We start from the raw sequence: 21,609 nt of genomic DNA on the forward strand, positions 1-21,609 counted from the left end.
AAGGTCGGAAGGTCGGAAGAGAAGGGGGTGCGGAACGGGGGGGGGATCAGTACTGCGATTCGGCGAACAGGTGCGTCACCCGCGAGATCCCCGCCTTCACGGCGCCGAGCCGCGTCAGCGCCGACCGGTCCACCCCCGCGAAGATCAGCGCCAGGGACAGGTCGCCGCCCTCCGCGCGGCCGGCGACCTGGACCTGGAGCCGCCGCTTCTTCCCGCGGCCGGACTCGCGGACGGTGACGGTGACGCCGGGGTCCTCGTCGTCCGGCAGGCGGGTGAGGACGTAGCCGCGCTTGTCGAGGGCGGAGAGCCGGTAGTCGTCGCCCGCGAACCGCAGGTGCAGGGCGCGCTGGCCGGCGGTGAAGCCCGCGCGGTTGCGGGACAGGGGGACGATCCGGTCGCCGACGCGGAGGGTGGACCGGTTGAGGGTGGGCAGCTTCACGACGTCGGTGTGGATCCCGCGCGCCTCGAAGGAGGCCGTGGGGAGCAGGCCGCCGCGCAGCTCGGAGACGACGGCCGCCTCCGCGTTGCTCCGGGGCAGCGGGGCGGTGAGGACGATCTCGCCGAACTCCCGTGAGCTCCCCTTGAAGCCGGCCCGGTGGTCGTGCCGGCCCCCCTCCTGCCAGCGCCGCAGCTCGAAGGGGGTGACGTCGGTGTGCATGATCCCTGTGTACCTCTCGGTCGAAGTCCGGCCGACGGCCGGGTGCTCAGTCGAACGGGTTCAGCGCGCTGCCCAGCTTCTTCGCGCCGTCCTTGATCCCTTCGCCGATGTCGGACGCCTTGTCGCCGACCCACTCGCCGGCGTCCTCCAGGCCCTTGCCGATGGCCTCGTGGTTGTCCCAGATGAGGGCCGCGCCGTAGGCCACGCCCGTACCGATGGCGAGGCCGAGGGTGACCGGCGTCGGGGCGACGGTCAGCGCCGTCATGGACGCGCTGAAGGCCGTGCCGGTCAGGTCCGAGGCGAACTTCGCCGGGTCCGCCTTGATCATGTCGGTGTCGTACGTGGCGAGGTTGGCCACGCCGTAGGCGGTGGCCGCGACGCCGCCGACGACGCCGGCGCCGCGCAGCCAGCCGGCCGCCTTCGCCGCGTTGGCGAGGCCGCCGTTCTGGGCGACCTTGAGCAGGTTGGCCTCGGCGGCCGTCGGCATGAAGAACGAGCCGTTCCGCATGAACCCGCCCCACATGGCGGCCTCGTCGGAGCCGGTGAGGGCGGTGGCGAGGCCCGGCGGGATCTTGCTGAGCAGGCTGCCGGGCGCGGCGCCCGCGAGCCGCATGTTGAAGTGCTTGGAGAGGAAGGTGCCGGGCGCGGTCGGGTGCACGAACGGCGGCCGGAGCGCCTTGGACAGCTTGTACGAGTACAGGCCGGCGGCCGTCAGCGCGCCGGTGAACGCGCCCGCTGTGATCGCGCCGTTGGTGAACTTGGTCACCAGCTCGGCGAGTTGCGGGTTGCCGGTGAGCCGGGTGAGGCCCTCCTTCTGGAGCCGCTTGATGTAGTCGTCGAGCGTCTCGCTGTCCTTCATCTCCAGCCAGGCGAGGTCCATCCGGTCGGCCTTGGCCTTGTCGTCGGCCGCGGCGACCTTGTCCGCACCGCCGTTGAAGCCGGTCCCGAGCGTCTCGTCGTTCTTGCCGCCGCCGCTGTCCTTCACCACGGCCTCCAGGTCCTTCTTCAGGTCCTGGTCGGCGAGGTCGAAGGCCTTCACACAGCTGTCGAGCTGCTCGTCCCAGGCGGTCTCCGCTGCCCGGATGCTCTTGGCGTAGTCCGGGTCGTGCATGACGGCCTGCTTCTCACCGGGGGTGAGCCGCTCGTGGTCGTAGGCGACCCGGCCCTCCTCGGAGACCTTCATGCCGGCCTTCACGGCGTCGGCACGGGCCGACTCCAGCTGCTTCTTCAACTCGACGAACTGCTGGTGCCCGTTGCGGAGCAGCGTCGCGGTGGCCTTCGCCTGGGTCTGCGCGGCCTGGTACTCGTACCGGGTCGCGGAGAAGTTGGTCCGCGCGGCGTTGGCGCTCAGGCCCATCCAGGCCGGCGAGTCGGGCAGCACCTGCACGCTGTCCCGGTAGCGCACCTCGACCCGGTGCAGCTCCTTCGCCATCTCGTCCCACTTGTCGGCGGCGGCGGAGAGCTTGCCGAGGTCGGTGGTCATGATCTCGGAGTAGGTCAGCACGACGGCACCCTTCTCAGTAGCCGGAGATGGAGGAGATCGGCCGCACGCCCGCGAGCTGCGAGCGGACGGCCACGTCCTGGCCGTTGAGCGTGGTGATGGTGCCGCGCAGCGCGCCCTTCTCGTGCGCGAGGCGCCCGAGCAGCGCCTTGACCTGGTTGTTCCAGGTGGTGTCGACCGTCTTCAGGCCGGCGGCGACGGACCAGCCGCCGAAGGTGGAGATCGCCGTGGTGGTGGCCTCGTCGGCCCACTTGGCGGCCTTGCCCGTGTTGGGCTCCAGCTCGGTCTCGATGGTGTTCGCCGCCGCCCGCTTCTTCTCCGGCGCGGTCCGCAGGTCCGGGGCGCCGCCACCGACGATCCCCCGGCCGCCGGTGCCGTCGTCCAGCCCGTTCAGGCGCATGGACCCGGTGGCCCCAAGGCCGGCAGTTTCCTCGTCAAAACCCATCTCGCGGAGCCCCCATGGCGGTACGACGACATCACTTTGCAGATGCACCCGTATGTTTCCCGGTCCGAGCGCCGGAAACAAGCCACGTTGGCCAGAGCCTTACAGGACCCGCCGGTCTCCGTCCCCTCCGGCTACTCCCCTCCCCGCTCGGCCATCCGGATCACGCACACCGCCACCGCGATGAGCAGGGACGCGTCCGCGTCCTCGCGGACGACGTCCACCGCGTAGGTGTCCCGGACGCGGAGCCAGCGGCGGGAGATGTGGGCGAGGAGTTCGCCCTCGTACTCGACGGCGAACTCCCGGTCCAGGATCCGGCCGCTGACGTCCAGCTCGGTGCCGTCGACGAGCGTCACGCGGTAGTGGTTGCGCAGCAGCGAGAGCCGCTTGCGGCGGATGGTCGCCAGCGGCTGCTCGTCCCGCTCGATCGTCATCGCGTCGCGCAGGCTCAGGAGCTTCTGCCGCAGCGTGACGAGCACCCGCCCGTCACGGTCCTTCAGCTCCAGGGTGTCGCGCAGCCGCAGGGCCTTGCCGTCGACGAGGAAGGCGTGCCGGCCGTCCTCGTCCTCGATCCAGTAGTCGTCGCCGAGCGCGAAGATCTTGTCTCGTACCAGGTATTTCATGCGGAATGTCTCCCCTCTTGCTGTTTCACGTGAAACAGCGCGATCACACGAAGTAGCGGGTGAAGGCCTCGGGACCGGTGCCGAGCGTCTCCCCGAACGGCTCGTCGAGCTGATGGACCAGCAGCGCGGTGAAGGCGATGAAACCGGCGAGGCCCATCACCATCACCACATGGGTGCGGGTGTGATGGATGCCGAAGATGAACATGAAGGCGAGGGTCAGGACACCGCCGATGATCAGCCCGGCCCACAGCACCGGCGACAGCCGTTCCTGCGCGGCCGCCTCCCGGCTGCGCCGGGCGTCGTCCACGTTGCCGAGCTGGGCGAGGACCTCCTGCGCGGCGATCTGCTGCGAGACGGTGGCGGTGTCGCCGACCTCGCCGGCCCGCCGGAGTTGTTCGAGCAGCCGCCAGCCGGAGGCGTCGAGCTGCTGCCGGGCGGCCATCATCGGCCACTCGACGTCGACGACGTGGTCGGCGTACGTCCGCGCCGCCTCCCGCAGCGGCTCGCGCCGGTCGTCGGGGAGCGCGTCGGCGAGCAGATACATCTGGTGCAGGGCGCTCGCCTCGGCCTGGACGTGGTCGGAGGCGGAGGTCCGGGTGTCCCAGACGGAGACCAGGCAGAGGCCGAGAACGATGGCGTAGAGGACCGAGACCATCATGGCGATGTACTCGGCGACGTCCTCGCGCGGCTCCTCGCTCTCGGGGGTGGGGAAGAGCCGCGTCTTGACGATGACGGCGAGCGCGCCGAGCAGGGCGACGCCGCCGACGACGACGAGCGTTTCGAGCAGGGCCACGGGTCAGGTCCTCCGGTTCCCCAGGAGTGCGGCGGCGAGGGCCGCCGGCACCAGGATCAGCAGCAGCATCACGACCACCCCCATCTCGTCCGCCTCCCGCCCCCGCCGCCGCAACCTCCCGAGAAACCCCTCGCCGTCGAGCGTCGCGGTCCGCCGGGCGGCGGTATCGGGCGGGGTACGCCCGCCGGTCGATGCCTCGCCGGTGCCGCCTGTCTCGCTGGTACCGCCTGTGCCGCCTGTGCCGCCTGTGTCTCCTGTCGCGCCGGGTTCCTCTGGTGCGGCCGGTGCGGCCGGTGCGGCCGGGGGCGGCTCCACCAGCCCCGCCCCCGCACCCGCACCGGCACCTTCCCCTTCTCCGGCCACGGCGGCTCCGAGGCCTGCGGCCTCGTCGAGACCGGGGAGGGCGTCGGTCCCGGGCGGGCCGATGGGCAGGACGTCGGTCAGCGGAGGCACGGGCGCGACGGCGGCACCCCCAGGCGCACCGGGCGCACCAGGCGCACCAGATACCCCGCGTGCCCCAGGCGCACCAGACGGACCAGCCACAGCCGCCCCCTCCCGTACCGGCTCCGGCTCCGGCCTCGGCACCGTGAAGGAGGCGCCGGAGCGGGCGGTGAGCAGGGGTGCGGCGAGGCGCCGCCCGTCGGGGGCGTAGGTGGCGACCCGGTCGGTGCCGGTGGCGAGGCCGGTGCTGCGGTGGACGCCCGGCGGGCGGCGCACGGTCGCCGTACAGCGCGCGGAGGCGCCGGGGGCGAGCCGGAGCGGGCCCGCGCCGCAGTCGACACCGCGCCCGGCGAGCCCGAGCCCGGGATCGGTGACGCGCACGTCGTACAGGGGCCGGTTCCCGCGGTTGGCGACGGTGTACGTGACGGTGGCCGCGCCCTTCGTCGCGGGCGCGGCGAGGCGCACCCGCTCGCCGAGGACGAGGGACCCGAGGACGCCGGCGTACCCGCCGCGGGCGGTCGCGGTGGCGGCGAGCCCGAGCGATGGGATCCGGCCCTCGGCGCGGACGGTGGCGGTGCGGGTGCCGGGGAGGGCGCGGAAGCGGGCGGCGCACTCCATGGAGGTGAGCCCGACGAGGGTCCGGCGCGGGCAGCGCACGGTGACCCCTTCGGGGTTCCCGGGATCGTGCACCCGCACCCCGTGCAGATCGGCGCCGCCCCGGTTCACCAGCCGGTACCGCTTCACCACCTCGCTCCCGGCCCGTACGGGTGTCGGCCGTTCCCCGCCGTCCCCGCGCCCGTTGACGGTGACGGTGAGCCGCAGCGCCCTGTCGCCCGCGCCGCCCGCCGCCGCCGGGGCCCCGGCGGCGAGGACGAGGCAGGGCAGGACGAGCACCCCGGCGAGGATCCCGGCGCCGGCCCGGACGGCCCGTCTCCCCCGGATGCGCGAGTAGTCGGATGATCTGCCCGCATGCGTCATGCGTCCATGCCAACGCCCGCCGCGTCCCTCCCTCACCCCGGGACACGCCCGCACCCCCCACTCGGCCCCACCGATCCACTCGTACGCGCGTACGCCCGTCCGCGTGTACGCCCTTATGTTCGGGCCCTTCGCGGCCCGTTCACAGGCGGATGGCAAGCTTGAAGGATGAACGATGCTGCCCCGGCGCCCACTCCCGCGCCCGCGCCCTCCCCCCGTTCCCGCGCCCGTGTCCGTGCCCCCGAGCTGATCGGCAAGGGCGGCTGGCTCAACACCGGCGGCGACGAGCTGACCCTCGCCGGACTGCGCGGCAAGATCGTCGTGCTGGACTTCTGGACCTTCTGCTGCATCAACTGCCTGCACGTCCTCGACGAGCTGCGGGAGTTGGAGGAGAAGCACCGGGACACGCTCGTCATCGTGGGCGTGCACTCGCCGAAGTTCGTGCACGAGGCCGAGCACCAGGCGGTCGTCGACGCCGTGGAGCGGTACGAGGTGCACCACCCCGTGCTCGACGACCCGGAGCTCGCGACCTGGAAGCAGTACGCCGTGCGGGCGTGGCCGACGCTCGTCGTGATCGACCCCGAGGGGTACGTCGTCGCCCAGCACGCGGGCGAGGGGCACGCCAACGCGCTCCGGACGCTGGTGGAGGAGCTGGAGGCGGAGCACGAGGCGAAGGGGACGCTGCGGCGCGGGGACGGGCCGTACGTGCCGCCGGAGCCTGTCGCGACCGATCTGCGCTTCCCGGGGAAGGCCGTCGTCCTGCCGGAGGGGAACCTGCTCGTCTCGGACACCACCCGGCACCAGCTGGTCGAGCTGGCCGCCGACGGGGAGACCGTCGTGCGGCGGATCGGCGGCGAGGGGGTGTTCCGCGAGCCGCAGGGTCTGGCGCTGCTGCCGGACGGGACGGTCGTCGTCGCGGACACCGTGCACCACGCGCTCCAGCGGTTCGACCCGGCGACCGGCGAGGTGGAGCGGATCGCCGGTACCGGCAGGCAGTGGTGGCAGGGGTCGCCGACCTCCGGGCCCGCGCTCGACGTGGACCTGTCCTCGCCGTGGGACGTCGCCTGGTGGCGGGGCAAGGTGTGGATCGCCATGGCCGGCGTGCACCAGATCTGGACGTACGACCCCGCGTCCGGGACCGTCGAGGTGGCGGCCGGGACGACGAACGAGGGGCTCGTCGACGGCCCCGGCGCCGAGGCGTGGTTCGCGCAGCCGTCCGGGCTCGCCGCCACCGAGGACCGCCTCTGGATCGCCGACTCGGAGACCAGCGCGCTGCGGTACGTCGACACCGACGGGCACGTCCACACGGCCGTCGGCACCGGCCTCTTCGACTTCGGGCACCGGGACGGTGCCGCCGAACAGGCCCTCCTCCAGCACCCGCTCGGCGTGACCGCCCTGCCCGACGGCTCGGTCGCGGTCTCCGACACGTACAACCACGCCCTGCGCCGCTACGACCCCGCGACCGGCGAGGTCACCACCCTCGCGACCGATCTGCGCGAGCCCAGCGACGCGGTCCTCGTCGGCGGCGACATCGTCGTCGTCGAGTCGGCGCGCCACCGTCTGACCCGGCTGCGGCTCCCGGAGGAGGCCGTGCGGGTGGAGGCGGTCGCGCACCGCACGAAGCGCGAGGCCACCGACGTCGCTCCCGGCGCCTTCCGCCTGGACGTCGTCTTCCAGGCGCCGACGGGCCAGAAGCTGGACGAGCGCTACGGCCCCTCCACCCGCCTCCTGGTCTCGTCCACCCCGCCGGAGCTGCTGCTCTCCGGCGAGGGCACGGGCACGGACCTCTTCCGCGACCTGGAGCTGAACCCGGACCTCACCGAGGGCGTCCTGCACGTCTCCGCGATGGCCGCGTCCTGCGACGACGATCCGGCCAACGAGTACCCGGCCTGCCACGTCCACCAGCAGGACTGGGGCGTCCCGGTGCGGATCACGGGAGACGGCGCGAGCCGCCTCCCGCTGATCCTCGCGGGGCTGGACGCGTAAGGCGGGTCAGCCCTCCAGGAAGGCGACCAGGGCGTTGGCGAGGAGGTAGGGGTCCTCGGCGCCGCAGAGCTCGCGGGCGCTGTGCATGGAGAGGATCGCCACGCCGATGTCGACGGTGGTGATGCCGTGGCGGGCGGCCGTGATGGGGCCGATCGTGGTCCCGCAGGGCATGTCGTTGTTGGAGACGAACGACTGCCACGGCACGCCCGCCTTCTCGCAGGCGGCGGCGAAGAGGGCGCGGCCGGTGCCGTCGGTGGCGTACCGCTGGTTGACGTTGACCTTGAGGATCGGGCCGCCGTTGACGCGCGGGTGGTGCGTCGGGTCGTGCCGCTCCGCGTAGTTGGGGTGGACGGCGTGGCCGGTGTCGGAGGAGAGGCAGACCGTGCCGGCGAAGGCGCGGGCCCGGTCCTCGTAGGCGCCGCCGCGGGCGTACACGGAGCGCTCCAGGACGGTGCCGAGGAGGGGGCCCTGGGCGCCGGTGTCGGCCTCGGAGCCGTTCTCCTCGTGGTCGAAGGCGGCGAGGACCGGGATGTACGGGAGGTCCTCGCGGCCGGCGACCTCGACGAGCGCGGCGACGGCGGCGTGCACGGACAGCAGGTTGTCCATGCGGGGGCCCGCGACGAGTTCGCGGTCGCGGCCGAGGTAGGCGGGCTTGTCGACGGCGTGGACCATCAGGTCCCAGCCGGCCACGTCCTCGGCGTCCACGCCGGCCTCGCCGGCGACGAACTCGATCAGGTCGCCCTCGTGGACCTCGCCGGTGCCCCACACGGGCTGCATGTGGCGCTGGCGGTCGAGCTTGAGCCCGTCGTTGGCGGAGCGGTCGAGGTGGATGGCGAGCTGCGGGACGCGCAGCAGCGGCCGGTCGACGTTGACGAGGCGGTGGCCGCCGTCGCGGAGGGTGAGGCGGCCGGCGAGGCCGAGGTCGCGGTCGAGCCAGGTGTTGAGGAGGCTGCCGCCGTAGATCTCCACGGCGATCTGCCGCCAGCCCTGCGTTCCCATGTCGGGCTGGGGCTTGACGCGCAGGTTGGGGGAGTCGGTGTGCGCGCCGACGATCCGGTACGGGGTGTGCGGGGCGGCGCCCTCGGGCACGTACCAGGCGATGATCGCGCCGCCGCGGGTGACGAACTTCCCGCCGCTCGTCCCGTCCCACGCCGCGGTCTCCTCGACCCGGCGGAAGCCCGCCTTCTCCAGCCGGTCCGCGGCGTTGGCCACCGCGTGGTACGGCGACGGGGAGGCCGCGAGGAAGGACATCAGGTCATCGGTGTGTCCGGGCCCGAAGGGTGCGGACGCCGGTCGGGAAGCTGCGCTGCTCATACGCCCACCTTACGGTGACCCCTCTCCACCCCCGGGCCCGGTCGGGAGCCCCGACGCCCGTACCCCGACGCCCCCTTCGGGACCTCGGCCCACGGAGCCCGTACCTCCGCCCGCGGAACCCGGCGAGTGAGCCGAAGGGGCGCGTCGGGGCCGTGAGCCCGGCTTCGGCGCCCCGGAGGCGGACCGAGCCTCCAAAAAAGGGGGAACGGCCCGCCCCCCTCCCCGGGGACGGGCCGTTCCAGTAAGGACGTGGTGCGTTCGGTACCGGAGTACTAGAACGCGGCCTCGTCCAGGTCCATCAGGCCGCCGTCGACGCCGTCGGCGAGGAGGCGCTCGGTGGAGACGCCGGGCAGGACGTTCGCGGCGAAGAACTTCGCGGCGGCGATCTTGCCCTGGTAGAAGGCGACATCCTTGCCGGTGGCGCCCGCCGCGAGCTTCTCGGCGGCCACGGCCGCGCCCTTGAGGAGCAGGTAGCCGACGACGACGTCGCCGGAGACCATGAGCAGGCGGGTGGTGTTGAGGCCGACCTTGTAGATGTTCTTGACGTCCTCGCCGGTGGCGGTGAGGTCGGTGATCATCCGGCCGACGATCGCCTCCAGGTCGACGGCCGCCTTGGCGAGCGCGTCGCGGGCGTCGGCCAGCTCCTCGCCGCCGGTGCCGACCGCGAGGAACTTCTTGATCTCCTCGGACAGCGCGTTCAGGGAGGCGCCCTGGTCGCGGACGATCTTCCGGAAGAAGAAGTCCTGGCCCTGGATGGCGGTGGTGCCCTCGTAGAGGGTGTCGATCTTGGCGTCCCGGATGTACTGCTCGATCGGGTACTCCTGCAGGAAGCCGGAGCCGCCGAAGGTCTGGAGCGACTGGGCGAGCTGCTCGTAGCCCTTCTCGGAGCCGTAGCCCTTGACGATCGGCAGGAGCAGGTCGTTCAGGCCGATGAGGGCCTTCGCGTCCTCGCCCGCGGCCTCCTTGAGCTGGATCTCGTCCTGCACGGTGGCCGTGTAGAGGACGAGGGAGCGCATGCCCTCGGCGTACGCCTTCTGCGTCATCAGCGAGCGGCGGACGTCGGGGTGGTGCGTGATGGTGACCTTGGGCGCGGCCTTGTCCATGAAGTTCGCCAGGTCGGTGCCCTGGACGCGCTCCTTGGCGTACTCCAGGGCGTTGAGGTAGCCCGTGGAGAGGGTGGAGATCGCCTTCGTGCCGACCATCATGCGGGCGAACTCGATGATGAGGAACATCTGGCGGATGCCGTCGTGCTTGTCGCCGATGAGCCAGCCCTTGGCGGGGTGCTTGTCGCCGAAGGTCATCTCGCACGTGTTGGAGGCCTTGAGGCCCATCTTGTGCTCGACGTTGGTCGCGTAGGCGCCGTTGCGGGCGCCGAGCTCGCCGGTCTCCCAGTCGAACTCGTACTTCGGGACGAGGAAGAGGCTCAGGCCCTTGGTGCCGGGGCCCGCGCCCTCGGGGCGGGCGAGGACGTAGTGGAGGATGTTCTCCTCCATGTCGTGCTCACCGCTGGTGATGAAGCGCTTGACGCCCTCGATGTGCCAGGAGCCGTCCTCCTGCTGGACGGCCTTGGTGCGGCCGGCGCCGACGTCGGAGCCGGCGTCGGGCTCGGTGAGGACCATCGTGGAGCCCCAGCGGCGCTCGACGGCGATCTGCGCGATCTTCTTCTGCGCCTCGTTGCCCTCGTTGTAGAGGATGCCGGCGAAGGCCGGGCCGGAGGAGTACATCCAGATGGCCGGGTTCGAGCCGAGCAGCAGCTCCGCGTAGGCCCAGATCAGGGAGCGCGGGGAGACCGTGCCGCCGATCTCCTCGGGGATGCCGAGGCGCCAGTACTCGGACTCCATGAAGGCGTTGTACGACGCCTTGAAGGTGGCCGGGACCGGGGCGGTGTTGGTCTCCGGGTCGAAGACCGGCGGGTTGCGGTCGGCGTCGGCGAAGGAATCGGCCAGCTCGTTCTCGGCGAGGCGGCGGATCTCGTCGAGGATGCTCTTGGCGGTGTCGACGTCCATCTCCTCGAACGGACCGGTGCCGTACACCTTGTCGCGGCCGAGCACCTCGAAGAGGTTGAACTCGATGTCGCGGAGATTCGACTTGTAGTGCCCCATGGCGACGGCTCCGTAAAGATCGGGGAGGGATTCCTCGTGCACCGAGGGCCACCCGCTTCCTACTCACGGGTAGCGCACTCTTCTCTACGATGATGCTACCCACCGGTAATAAGAGCAACCCCCGGCGGGCGATCTGTGACGCAGTAGGCTCCTGATCCATGTACGGCTACGAGCAGAATCCGGGCGCGCAGCAGCAGTACGGGCCGCCTCCGCAGGGGCAGTACGCACCGCAGGGCGGCATGCAAGGGGGCATGCAGGGCGGTGTTCCCGGCGGGTACGGCCAGCAGCAGGCGCCGCTCTACCCCGAGCCCTCGCCGCCCTCCCTCGCCGACGCCGTACGCGCCTTCACCACCGGCACCATGGCCGCCGAGGACTTCCAGCAGATCTTCGCGAGCTCGAAGGTCTACTGCCCGCGCGGCGACAACCCCGGCTTCCTCGCCCTGCACAACACCCAGCAGCCGGTGATCCCCATGTTCACCACGCTGAAGGGGCTGCGGCGGTACGCGGGCAAGGAGTCGAAGTACTTCGTGATCACCGGCGCCGAGGTGATCGACCTCCTCCCGACCGGCTACGGCTTCGTGCTCGACATGGAGGGCGACCACCGGATGGTCTTCGACGCGAAGGCCGTGGAGCAGATGGTGGACTTCGCGATGCGGCGGATGTACGGCTGATCCGGTCTGGACGTACGCGGGGGCGCCCGGGAGGAATTCCTCCCGGGCGTTCCGCGTTCCGGGTGGCAGGAAGTTCAGCATTCAACTAAAGTGAGGTTGTGAGGACAGGCCGCGAAGGCCGGCCCTCAGGTCGCACGAAGGAGGTCCCGCCATGCCCGCCGTGACTGTCGAGAACCCGCTCACCCTGCCGCGCGTCGTCGCCCCGGCCGACGCCGCCCCGCGCCCCGTGCTGGCCGTCACCACGGCCCCGCAGGGCTTCGAGGGCGAGGGCTTCCCGGTCCGCCGGGCCTTCGCGGGGATCACCTACCAGTACCTCGACCCGTTCATCATGATGGACCAGATGGGCGAGGTGGAGTACGCGCCGGGCGAGCCCAAGGGCACCCCCTGGCACCCCCACCGCGGCTTCGAGACCGTCACCTACATCGTCGACGGCACCTTCGACCACCAGGACTCCAACGGCGGCGGCGGCACCATCACCGACGGCGACACCCAGTGGATGACCGCCGGCTCCGGCCTCCTCCACATCGAGGCCCCGCCGGAGTCCCTCGTCGTCTCCGGCGGCCTCTTCCACGGCCTCCAGCTGTGGGTGAACCTGCCCGCGAGCGACAAGATGATGGCCCCCCGCTACCAGGACATCCGCGGCGGCCAGGTCCAGCTGCTCACCTCCCCCGACGGCGGCGCGCTGCTCCGCGTCATCGCCGGCGAGCTCGACGGCCACCAGGGCCCCGGCATCACCCACACCCCGATCACGATGATCCACGCCACTCTGCGCCCCGGCGCCGAGATCACCCTGCCCTGGCGCGAGGACTTCAACGGCCTCGCGTACGTGATGGCCGGCCGCGGCACCGTCGGCGCCGAGCACCGCCCGATCCACCTCGGCCAGACCGCCGTCTTCGGCCAGGGAGGCTCGCTGACCGTCCGCGCCGACGAGAAGCAGGACTCGCACACCCCGGACCTGGAGGTCGTCCTCCTCGGCGGCCGGCCCATCCGCGAGCCCATGGCCCACTACGGCCCCTTCGTGATGAACACCCAGGCCGAACTCCGCCAGGCCTTCGAGGACTTCCAGGCGGGCCGCCTCGGCACCATCCCGGCCGTCCACGGCATGGGCGAGTAGCCGGAGACCAGGAGCATGACGGGGCGTCGCCCGGACGGCCCGTCATGTCCGCGTTTCCCGCACAATGGTGTGATCTTATGGGCGGGTGCAGACCAGTCGAGCGCCCCTCCTCCCCGAGCCCGCCCGCAAGCTCGCCGCCTGGTGCGCCGTGGCGCTGCTCGTCGCCGGGGTCGCCGCCGTCTTCATCTGGCTCTGCGTGGTCTTCAAGGCCGCCGTGACGCCGGTGCTGCTCGCCATCCTCGGGACGGCGCTGCTCGGACCGCTCTACCGGCGGCTGCTGCGGATGAAGGTGAACAAGTCCCTCGCCGCCGCGATCACCGTCCTCGCCGTGCTCCTCGTCGTCGGCGGAGCCACGTACATCGTCGTCGCCGCGCTGATCGAGACCGGCGACCAGATCCTCGCCTCGCTGCGGCAGGCCGCCGTCGACATCGCCGAGCACTTCGGGGCCGCCGGGACCTCCCTGGCCGACCTCGCCGAGAACGCCAAGACCCTCCTGGAGAAGTTCGGCGGCACCGCCGCCTCCGGGGTGATCTCCGGGCTCAGCGTGGTCGGGCAGATGCTCGCCACCGCCGTCCTCGCCCTCCTCCTGATCTTCTTCTTCCTCCGCGACTCCGACCGGGCCGCGGGCTCCCTGCGCTCCCTCGTCCCCGCCGCCACCGGCGACACCGCCGAGGCGATGGCCCGCCGCGCCTTCGAGGCCGTCGAGGGCTTCATGCGCGGCACCACGCTCGTCGCGCTCGTCGACGCCGTCCTCATCGGCATCGGCCTGCTCGTCCTCGACGTGCCCGGCGCCGTCGGGCTCGCCGCGCTCGTCTTCGTCACCGCCTACATCCCGTACCTCGGCGCCTTCCTCTCCGGCGCGGTCGCCGTCCTCGTCGCCCTCGCCGACCGCGGCTTCGTCATCGCCCTGTGGGTCCTCGGCGTGGTCCTCGCCGTCCAGGTCATCGAGGGCAACGTCCTCCAGCCGATGGTCCAGAGCCGCACCGTCCAGATGCACCCGGCCGCCGTCATGCTCGCCATCACCGCCGGCGCCTCCGTCGCCGGCATCCTCGGCATGCTCCTCGCCGTCCCCCTGACGGCCGCCGCCACCGGCATCCTCGGCGAACTCCGCGCCCGGTACGGCACCGGTACGGCTCCGGAGAAGCCCGCCTAGACCGGCGCGCCGCCCGGCTCGAAGGACTTCAGCATGGCCTCCAGGGCGGCCTGGTCCGGGCCGACGAAGGGGTCGGAGTCCGGCGCGGCGGCCAGGGTCTCCAGCATCCGGTCCGTCATCCGCACGGCGGGCGGCAGATGGGTGCAGAGCACGATCTCCGGGTTCGTCTCCCGCAGCGGTGCCAGGGTCGCCCGGTACTTCTCCGGGTCCACCAGGTGCACCCACGGGCTGTCGAGCGTCGCCCACAGCAGCTGCGCGGCCCGCAGCTCCTCCGGCTTCAGGTCGCTCGCGTGCCCGCTCTCGGCGAGCTCGGCCGTCGGCATCGGCCCGCCGAAGCAGTCCGAGCTGAAGGCGATCCGGGTGCGGTCGTCGTAGAAGCCGACGGTGGCCGGATTGTCGAAGAGCGGCGGCCGGAAGGCGTGCAGGGCGCGGTCGCCGACGTCCAGGGACTGCCCCGGGTTGAGGAAGTACACCCGGTCCATCGGCAGCGGCCGCTCGGTCGTCATGATGCCGAAGCCGAGGAAGGTGGTCACCACGCGCGCGTGCGGGGCGGCCTCCAGGAGGTCGAAGATGCCGCCGGTGTGGTCGCGGTCCGGGTGGGAGAGCCAGATCCAGCGCACGTCGGCGGGGTCGATCACCCTGGCGAGCGCGGCGAGGAAGTCCCGGTCGTCGAGCGAAAGGCCGGTGTCGACGACGACGGGTTCGGCGGCGGTCAGTACGTAGGCGTTGACGGGGATGTGCCCGATCCCCGGTATTTCCAGGCTGTCGGCCAGGACGGTGGTGTCACTGCCGACCTTGTGGGTGTCCATGGCGTGCTCCGTGGTCCCCCCGACGGCCGTACGACACCAGTCTCCGCCGTACGGGGAGACCTTGCGCGCCGGAGGGGTACGGGCTCCGCCGCCGGGGGCCACGCGCGCGTGCGGCCTGCGGAGCTCAGCCGCCGGGGGGACGGGCTCCGCCGACGCGCGCCACGCGCGCGTGCCGTCGTCCCTGGAGGCCTTCGCGTCCCTACGAGCAGCACCCCTCCGCCCCCGGCGGTTCCGTCAGTTCGAACCAGATCGTCTTGCCCTCGCCGCGCGGTGCGACGCCCCACGTCTCGGCCAGCATCTCCATCAGGACCAGGCCGCGGCCGCTGGACGCCATCTCGCCCGGGTGCCGTTTGTGCGGCAGTTCGTCGCTGGCGTCGGAGACCTCGACCCGCAGCCGGCGGCCCTTGGCGCCGCAGGCGACCTCCGCGGTCAGCAGCGCGTCGCCGTCCGTGTGGACGAGGACGTTCGTGACCATCTCGGAGACCATCAGGACGGCCGAGTCCAGCTGGTCCTCGTCGGTCCAGTCGTGCAGCAGCTGCCGCACCTGCTCGCGGGCCTCCGCGATCCGTTCCGGCTCGGCCTGGGCGATCGTCATCAGGGTGCGGCGCGGGGTCTCCCGTACCGCCGTCGCCGGCCGGAGGGAGAGCAGCAGGACGGCGATGTCGTCCTCGCGCCGGTCCGCGAGCGGCCCGGTGGTGTGGTGGGAGCCGGGCCCGTGGACGGCCTCCACAAGGGTGTCGGCCAGCTCCTCCAGGTCGTCGCCCCGGTGCGCCTCCAGGAGCCGCCTGACCCGCTCCCAGCCGCTGTCGAGGTCGTGCCCGCCGGTCTCCAGGAGGCCGTCGGTGCAGATCATCAGGGTCTCGCCGGGGTCGAGGGTGAGGCGGGTGGTGGGGTAGTCGGTGTCGGCGTCGATGCCGAGCGGGAGCCCGCCGGCCGTCGGCCTCAGCAGAACCGTTCCGTCGACCATCCGGACCGCCGGGTCCGGGTGGCCCGCACGGGCGATGTCCACCGTCCCCGTCTCCAGGTCGACCTCCAGGTACAGGCAGGTCGCGAACCGCGGCCCGCCGCCCGGAGCCCCGGCCCCCGGCCCGCCGCCCGGCCTGCCGTCGCCGTCGTACCCGTCGTACCCGTCGTTCACCCCGTACAGGAACCGCGACGCCCGCGACAGCACCGCGTCCGGCCGGTGCCCCTCGGAGGCGTACGCCCGCAGCGCGATCCGCAGCTGCCCCATCAGGGCCGCCGCCCGCACGTCGTGCCCCTGGACGTCCCCGATGACGAGCGCGATCCGGCCCGCGCCGCCGCCCGTACCGCCCTCCGTGCCGCCGGGCAGCCGGATCAGGTCGTACCAGTCGCCGCCGACCTGGAGACCGCCGCCGGTGGGCACGTACCGCGCCGCCACCTGGATCCCCGGGATCCCCGGCCCGAGCACCGGCATCATCGTCCGCTGGAGACCGAGCGACAGCTCCCGCTCCGACTCCGCCACCCCGGCCCTGGCCAGCGCCTGCGCCAGCATCCGGGCCACCGTGGTCAGCACCGACCGCTCGTCCGGCGTGAACGTCGCCGGATGCTTGAAGGCCGCCATCCAGGCGCCCATGGTCCGCCCCGCCACGACCAGCGGCACGAACGCCCACGACTGCCGCTCGAAGGGCTCCGCCAGCGGCCACGTCGTCGGGAAGCGGCGCCGGTACTCCTCCGGGGACGGCAGGTAGATCGCCCGCCCGGTCCGCACCACCTCCGCCGCCGGATAGTCCGTGTCGAGCGACATCGAGGTGAAGGGGCCCTCGTCGCCGTCCTGCTGCCCGTGGTGCCCGATCACCGTCAGCCGGTCGCCCGACATCCCGAAGACCGCGAGCCCGTCCGGCGAGAAGCCCGGCATCGACAACGAGGCCGCCACCCGCAGCACCTCGGCCGTGGACCGCGCCTCCGCCAGGGCCCGCCCCGCGTCGAGCAGGAAGGCCTCCCGCGACCGCCGCCAGTCCCCGGTGATCGGCGTGTGCGGCCCGGCCGTCCCCGGCTGCGGCTCCGCCACCTCCTGGAGCGTCCCGACCAGCTGGTAGTCGCTTCCCTCGATCAGCGGCTTGGACCGGCTCCGTACGGTCCTGATCACCCGGCCCTGCTCGTCCATGATCCGCAGCCGGGCCTCGGCGAGCGTCCCCTCGGCCACCGCGAGGCTGACGACGCCGTCGATCTCGTTCCAGTCCACCGGATGGAAGCGCGAGCGCACCGCCGCCTCGCTGAGCCGCACCGGCTCCGCGGGCAGTCCGAGCAGCCGGGCGGCCTCGGCGTCGAGCGAGACGATCCCGGAAGCGTTGTCCCAGCGCCACAGGCCCGTGGCGATCGCGGCCAGGACGTCCTCGGTGCGCATTGCCCCACTTTATGAATATCGGACCGCGTGTCGCCACCGTGCCCCCGCCGGGCACGGCCGACGGTAATCGAATCGCGATCTTGGGGTGGCCGGTAGTCTGAGGGGGCTTGACTGGTCAAGCCCCACACCACCGATCCCGAAGACTGGATGAACGACGATGCATCGGTACAGGTCCCACACCTGCGGCGAGCTCCGCGCCTCTGACGTCGGCACCGACGTCCGGCTGAGCGGCTGGCTGCACAATCGGCGCGACCTGGGCGGCATCCTCTTCATCGATCTGCGCGACCACTACGGCATCACGCAGCTCGTCGCCCGCCCCGGCACCCCCGCCTACGAGACCCTCGACAAGCTGACGAAGGAGTCCGTCGTCCGCGTCGACGGCAAGGTCGTCTCGCGCGGCGCGGAGAACGTCAACGCCGAGCTGCCCACCGGCGAGGTCGAGGTCGAGGTCGGCGAGGTCGAGATCCTCGGCGCCGCCCAGCAGATCCCCTTCACCATCAACGCCGACGACGGCGTCAACGAGGAGCGGCGCCTGGAGTACCGCTTCCTCGACCTGCGCCGCGAGCGCATGCACCGCAACATCATGCTGCGCTCCGCCGTCATCGCCGCCATCCGCTCCAAGATGGTGGCCCTCGGCTTCAACGAGATGGCGACCCCGATCCTCACCGCGACCTCCCCCGAGGGCGCCCGCGACTTCGTCGTCCCGTCCCGTCTCAACCCGGGCAAGTTCTACGCGCTCCCGCAGGCCCCGCAGCAGTTCAAGCAGCTGTTCATGATCTCGGGCTTCGACCGCTACTTCCAGATCGCGCCCTGCTTCCGCGACGAGGACGCCCGCGCCGACCGCTCGCCCGGCGAGTTCTACCAGCTCGACGTCGAGATGAGCTTCGTCGAGCAGGAGGACGTCTTCCAGCCGATCGAGAAGCTCATGACGGAGCTCTTCGAGGAGTTCGGCGGCGGCCGCCACGTCACCTCGCCCTTCCCGCGGATCCCGTTCCGCGAGTCGATGCTGAAGTACGGCAACGACAAGCCCGACCTGCGCACCTCGCTCGAACTCGTCGACATCTCCGACGTCTTCGAGGCGTCCGAGTTCAAGGCCTTCGCCGGCAAGCACGTCCGCGCCCTGGCCGTCCCGGACACCGGCGACCAGCCCCGCAAGTTCTTCGACCAGCTCGGCGACTTCGCGGTCTCCCTCGGCGCGAAGGGCCTGGCCTGGGTCCGCGTCGGCGAGGGCAACGCCCTCACCGGCCCGATCGCCAAGTTCCTCACCGAGGAGAACGTCAAGGTCCTCACCGAGCGCCTCGGCCTCGTCCCCGGCCACGCGATCTTCTTCGGCGCCGGCGACTTCGACGAGGTCTCCAAGATCATGGGCCCGGTCCGGGTCGAGGCCGCCAAGCGCGCCGGCCAGTTCGAGGAGAACGTCTTCCGCTTCGCGTGGATCGTCGACTTCCCGATGTACGAGAAGGACGAGGAGACCGGCAAGATCGACTTCTCGCACAACCCCTTCTCCATGCCCCAGGGCGGCCTGGAGGCCCTGGAGACGAAGGACCCGCTGGACATCCTCGGCTGGCAGTACGACATCGTCTGCAACGGCATCGAGCTCTCCTCCGGCGCCATCCGGAACCACGAGCCCGACATCATGTTCAAGGCCTTCGAGATCGCCGGCTACAGCCGCGAGACCGTCGAGACCGAGTTCGCCGGCATGCTCCGCGCCTTCCAGTACGGCGCCCCGCCGCACGGCGGCATCGCCCCCGGCGTCGACCGCATCGTGATGCTCCTCGCCGACGAGCCCAACATCCGCGAGACCATCGCCTTCCCGCTCAACGGCAACGCCCAGGACCTCATGATGGGCGCCCCCACCGAGCTCGACGAGACCCGCCTGCGCGAACTGAACATCCAGCTCCGCAAGCCGGTCGAGAAGAAGGTCACGGAGGACCGCCCGATCACGGAGTCGGTCCACCCGGACGCGGCCCGCTAGGCCTGACGGCCGGTCGAAGGGCCCGGGACCCGCTGCTCGCGGATCCCGGGCCCTTCGCCGTCTACGCGGCGGCCGACTCCCACCGCACCTCACCGCCGTGGATCTCCCCGGTCGGTACGAGCCCGGCGGCGCGGGCGACGGCGGCGGAGGCGGCGTGGTCGGGATGGACGTGGGCGACGACGGTACGGCCCCGGTCCCGCAGCCACGAGACGAGCGCCCGGGCGGCCTCGGAGGCGTACCCCCGCCCCTGCCAGGCGGTCCCGACGACCCAGGCGACCTCGGCGACACCGCCGGCGACACCGCCGGTGACGGTCGCCTGCACGGTCCCGACGAGCCGCCCGCCGTCCCGCTCCCGCACCACCCAGTTGCACCACGTGGTCCCGGGCTCGGGCGCCCCGGCGCCCCACCGCACGTATCGCGCCCGCAACTCCTCCAGGCTCTCCGGCGCACCCCCGATGAACCGGTGCAGCGCCGGATCCCCGAGCACCCCGGCCATCTCCTCGGCATGCCCGACCTCCAACGGAACGAGCTCCAGCCGCTCCCCGGCCCGGATCACCTCGACGACGACGCCGTCTCCCCGCACCCTCTCGACTCCCCTCGCCGAAGACGTGGACGCTCCCGCGGCCGTCGTCCTAGCCGCTCGCTCCCGCGAGCCAGGCCGAGATCTTCTCACCGAGCTTCTCGGGTGCTTCGGTGTGCCCCGGGTACGCGTACTCCAGACGGTCGGCGTCGGGAAACCTCTTGCCCCAGGCGTTCGCCGCGCTCGGCGGGGTGACCGGATCCCGCGTGTTTGCCAGCAGCAGCATTCTCGGCGCGTCCGCCGCCTTCGGAAGGGTCCATGCGGAGCGTGCGTCGCTCGGCATCACGGAACACGCGTAGTGCATGCGTGACAGTGCCGCCCCGAGCGGGTTCCTCTCCGGCGAACCCGCTCCCGCGCCCCATCCGTTGTACGCCGGACACAGATTGGCGAGGTACCCGGCGAAGTCCGGCAGGACCTGGCCGTCGCCGTGACGTCGGGTGAACGCGTGACTTCCGGACTTCACGACTTCCTGGTCGGTCGCACTGAGCTCCGGCCAGTCGGTCAAGATGTCACGGAGAGGCTTCTTGTTGCTCCCCATGTCGGTGGAGAGCGAGAAGAGGGCGGTCATCCGCTCGTACTCCTCGACGCCGCCCGCGAGGCCGGCCGGAGTCGCCGTGTCGCTGCCCATCTCCCGTAGCGTTCGGTGCAGTTCCTTCTCGCAGTCCGCGGGTGCGTCGCCGCTCGTGCACCCCATGACGTCCTGCAGGCCCGCTTCCAGTGCGAGGCTTCGCTCGACCATGAGCGTGGTGGCGTGCGTGTCCGGCGGTGGGGCGGGTGCGTCCATGACGGCCCAGCCGCCGGTGCGCTTCAGCTCCGGCATCACGGCACTTGCCCGGACCGCGCCGAACGACCGCGCGTAGACGCCGGAGATCCTTCCCTCTTTCTCGCTCAGCTCCTTGAAGGACTCTTCGTACTCCGCGCGATCGAGTCGGTACAGGTCGACATCGCAGGAGTTCCTGAACCGGTCAGGCCATTCCACGACCTGCTGGTCGGAGAGCTCACCGCCCTCGGAGACGCTCGCCAAGGACCTGAGGCAATCCGGGCCGACCTCGTGTACGGACCAGGGTTCGACGAGCATGGCGACCGTCTGGTTCTTCAGCCAGGAAGGCAGCAGCGAGCGTGTGAGTCCTGCGTCGAGGGGTCTCAGACCAGGGCCCCCAGGATCCAGGAAGACCAGTCCGTCCCGCTCTTCTTCCACCTCCTGGGGAGGCGCGTAGACGACCGCCCATATCCCGGTGGAGAGGAGGTGGCAGCGAACGGCCCCTCCCCCGCATGCCTGAGGTTTCGACGGTTCCGAAGGTGTCGACTGTCCGGCGGCGGCCTGACGCCCATGGGGCTGGTACAGGAAGAAGCCCGTGACGACGACGGCGGCCAGGGCCACCACGCCGGCGAACCAGCGGGCGGCTCGGGAGAATTCGAGAGAGCGCACGTCTAGCACGTCGCACTCGCGTCGTAACTACTGCAGCCGCGCTGGAAGTCGTGCATCGAACCTGCGGTGCCCTGCTTCACCTTGAAGGAGTGTGTGGCGGCGGCCTGATACCAGTCGTAGGTGCCGTTGCCGTCCTCTGAAAGCTTGTTCCGCTTCCAGGTGGAATGGCCTTCGCCCATTCCCGGACCGGTGTACTCCGCGAGACTCGCATCCGGGTCGCTGGTCCGGGATTCCAGCGTGACGGCGCCGCCGGAGACCTCCACCTCGAGATGATCGATGCTCATACCCTTCGGGAGTATCGCTTCGATATCTCCATCAAGAAGCTGGATCACCTCGACCTCTTCGGTGCGATAGGTGTTTCCGCGCTCGGCGTCCTGGCCTCGGTCATGAGTGATCGCCCCGCTTGCATCCGGGGAGGCTACCCGGGCCCGAGCGAGCCCAACAAGATCGCTCATTCCATCGTGATCGGAACGTCATCCTTTTGGTGTTGCTCCGGTTTCACCCGTTTCGGGATTTCCGTGACGGAGTAATCGACGCCCGCAATGGGCGGCCTCATTTGTGAGTCCCGCATGGGGCTGCCTGTTTCAAGTCTCCGGTGGAAGAGGGCTGTTGGCGATCTACCGATCCAGGCCGAGTGTTTCGCCGCACGGCGAGGAGAATCCCCCAAGCAGTGGCGCG

General features: G+C 71.5%; 18 protein-coding genes. 5 read left to right on the forward strand and 13 right to left on the reverse strand.

Annotated features, from left to right (window positions below; translation table 11 throughout):
- Positions 1 to 46: 46 nt before the first annotated feature.
- The 6 genes from HHL19_RS26860 to HHL19_RS26885 form a co-directional block, all read right to left on the reverse strand.
- On the reverse strand, positions 47 to 658 hold the full coding sequence (locus HHL19_RS26860; protein WP_169092928.1) for a hypothetical protein: 612 nt from the start codon (positions 656 to 658) through the stop codon (positions 47 to 49).
- A gap of 46 nt (positions 659 to 704) precedes the next feature.
- On the reverse strand, positions 705 to 2,162 hold the full coding sequence (locus HHL19_RS26865; RefSeq protein ID WP_169092929.1) for a hypothetical protein: 1,458 nt from the start codon (positions 2,160 to 2,162) through the stop codon (positions 705 to 707).
- Between the two features lie 13 nt (positions 2,163 to 2,175).
- Positions 2,176 to 2,559 carry a hypothetical protein gene (locus tag HHL19_RS26870; RefSeq protein ID WP_169092930.1) on the reverse strand — a complete coding sequence of 128 codons (384 nt, stop codon included), beginning with the start codon at positions 2,557 to 2,559 and terminating at the stop codon, positions 2,176 to 2,178.
- Positions 2,560 to 2,735: 176 nt separating this feature from the next.
- Positions 2,736 to 3,224 (reverse strand): LURP-one-related family protein, encoded by a 489-nt coding sequence (locus tag HHL19_RS26875; protein ID WP_169092931.1) that lies wholly within the window; start codon positions 3,222 to 3,224, stop codon positions 2,736 to 2,738.
- A 43-nt stretch (positions 3,225 to 3,267) separates the two neighbouring features.
- Positions 3,268 to 4,017, reverse strand: coding sequence for a DUF4239 domain-containing protein (locus HHL19_RS26880; RefSeq protein ID WP_169092932.1), 750 nt, complete (start codon positions 4,015 to 4,017; stop codon positions 3,268 to 3,270).
- Positions 4,018 to 4,020: 3 nt separating this feature from the next.
- Complete coding sequence (locus tag HHL19_RS26885) at positions 4,021 to 5,436, reverse strand: hypothetical protein (protein WP_169092933.1); 1,416 nt, start codon at positions 5,434 to 5,436, stop codon at positions 4,021 to 4,023.
- Between the two features lie 165 nt (positions 5,437 to 5,601).
- Here HHL19_RS26885 and HHL19_RS26890 point away from each other — a divergent pair, with 165 nt between their 5' ends.
- On the forward strand, positions 5,602 to 7,419 hold the full coding sequence (locus tag HHL19_RS26890) for an NHL domain-containing thioredoxin family protein (protein WP_169092934.1): 1,818 nt from the start codon (positions 5,602 to 5,604) through the stop codon (positions 7,417 to 7,419).
- 6 nt (positions 7,420 to 7,425) lie between these two features.
- On the opposite strand, the gene HHL19_RS26895 is transcribed toward HHL19_RS26890, so the two are convergent.
- Positions 7,426 to 8,733, reverse strand: coding sequence for a M18 family aminopeptidase (locus tag HHL19_RS26895; protein ID WP_169092935.1), 1,308 nt, complete (start codon positions 8,731 to 8,733; stop codon positions 7,426 to 7,428).
- A gap of 272 nt (positions 8,734 to 9,005) precedes the next feature.
- Positions 9,006 to 10,835 (reverse strand): acyl-CoA dehydrogenase, encoded by a 1,830-nt coding sequence (locus tag HHL19_RS26900; protein WP_169093213.1) that lies wholly within the window; start codon positions 10,833 to 10,835, stop codon positions 9,006 to 9,008.
- 158 nt (positions 10,836 to 10,993) lie between these two features.
- On the opposite strand from HHL19_RS26900, the gene HHL19_RS26905 reads away from it, so the two are divergent.
- The 3 genes from HHL19_RS26905 (at position 10,994) to HHL19_RS26915 (ending at position 13,773) form a co-directional block, all read left to right on the forward strand.
- Entirely contained in the window at positions 10,994 to 11,506 is a 513-nt protein-coding gene (locus HHL19_RS26905; RefSeq protein ID WP_169092936.1) for an SseB family protein, read from the forward strand.
- 151 nt (positions 11,507 to 11,657) lie between these two features.
- The gene (locus HHL19_RS26910; RefSeq protein WP_169092937.1) at positions 11,658 to 12,620 is read left to right on the forward strand and encodes a pirin family protein; all 963 of its coding nucleotides are present in this window, start codon (positions 11,658 to 11,660) and stop codon (positions 12,618 to 12,620) included.
- 85 nt (positions 12,621 to 12,705) lie between these two features.
- Positions 12,706 to 13,773, forward strand: a complete 1,068-nt coding sequence (locus HHL19_RS26915; protein WP_169092938.1) for an AI-2E family transporter — start codon at positions 12,706 to 12,708, stop codon at positions 13,771 to 13,773.
- Here the strand turns inward: HHL19_RS26915 and HHL19_RS26920 are convergent.
- Together HHL19_RS26920 and HHL19_RS26925 are read right to left on the reverse strand one after the other, a co-directional pair.
- Entirely contained in the window at positions 13,770 to 14,582 is an 813-nt protein-coding gene (locus HHL19_RS26920) for an MBL fold metallo-hydrolase (protein ID WP_169092939.1), read from the reverse strand. The genes HHL19_RS26915 and HHL19_RS26920 overlap by 4 nt on opposite strands.
- A 199-nt stretch (positions 14,583 to 14,781) precedes the next feature.
- The gene (locus tag HHL19_RS26925) at positions 14,782 to 16,947 is read right to left on the reverse strand and encodes a SpoIIE family protein phosphatase (protein WP_169092940.1); all 2,166 of its coding nucleotides are present in this window, start codon (positions 16,945 to 16,947) and stop codon (positions 14,782 to 14,784) included.
- A gap of 157 nt (positions 16,948 to 17,104) precedes the next feature.
- Between HHL19_RS26925 and aspS the strand changes: the two genes are divergently transcribed.
- Positions 17,105 to 18,922 (forward strand): aspartate--tRNA ligase, encoded by a 1,818-nt coding sequence (aspS, locus tag HHL19_RS26930; RefSeq protein WP_169092941.1) that lies wholly within the window; start codon positions 17,105 to 17,107, stop codon positions 18,920 to 18,922.
- Between the two features lie 61 nt (positions 18,923 to 18,983).
- Here the strand turns inward: aspS and HHL19_RS26935 are convergent, their stop codons facing one another.
- Genes HHL19_RS26935 through HHL19_RS26945 form a run of 3 tightly spaced genes read right to left on the reverse strand, consistent with a single transcriptional unit; the run spans position 18,984 to position 21,386 of the window.
- Positions 18,984 to 19,505 carry a GNAT family N-acetyltransferase gene (locus HHL19_RS26935; protein ID WP_346768417.1) on the reverse strand — a complete coding sequence of 174 codons (522 nt, stop codon included), beginning with the start codon at positions 19,503 to 19,505 and terminating at the stop codon, positions 18,984 to 18,986.
- Between the two features lie 49 nt (positions 19,506 to 19,554).
- Positions 19,555 to 20,940, reverse strand: a complete 1,386-nt coding sequence (locus HHL19_RS38600) for an alpha/beta hydrolase (RefSeq protein ID WP_169092942.1) — start codon at positions 20,938 to 20,940, stop codon at positions 19,555 to 19,557.
- The gene (locus HHL19_RS26945) at positions 20,934 to 21,386 is read right to left on the reverse strand and encodes a hypothetical protein (protein ID WP_169092943.1); all 453 of its coding nucleotides are present in this window, start codon (positions 21,384 to 21,386) and stop codon (positions 20,934 to 20,936) included. The genes HHL19_RS38600 and HHL19_RS26945 overlap by 7 nt, the downstream gene beginning before the upstream one ends.
- Positions 21,387 to 21,609: the final 223 nt, after the last annotated feature.

The sequence above is a fragment of the Streptomyces sp. R302 genome, assembly GCF_012927245.1.
GTDB lineage: Bacteria > Actinomycetota > Actinomycetes > Streptomycetales > Streptomycetaceae > Streptomyces.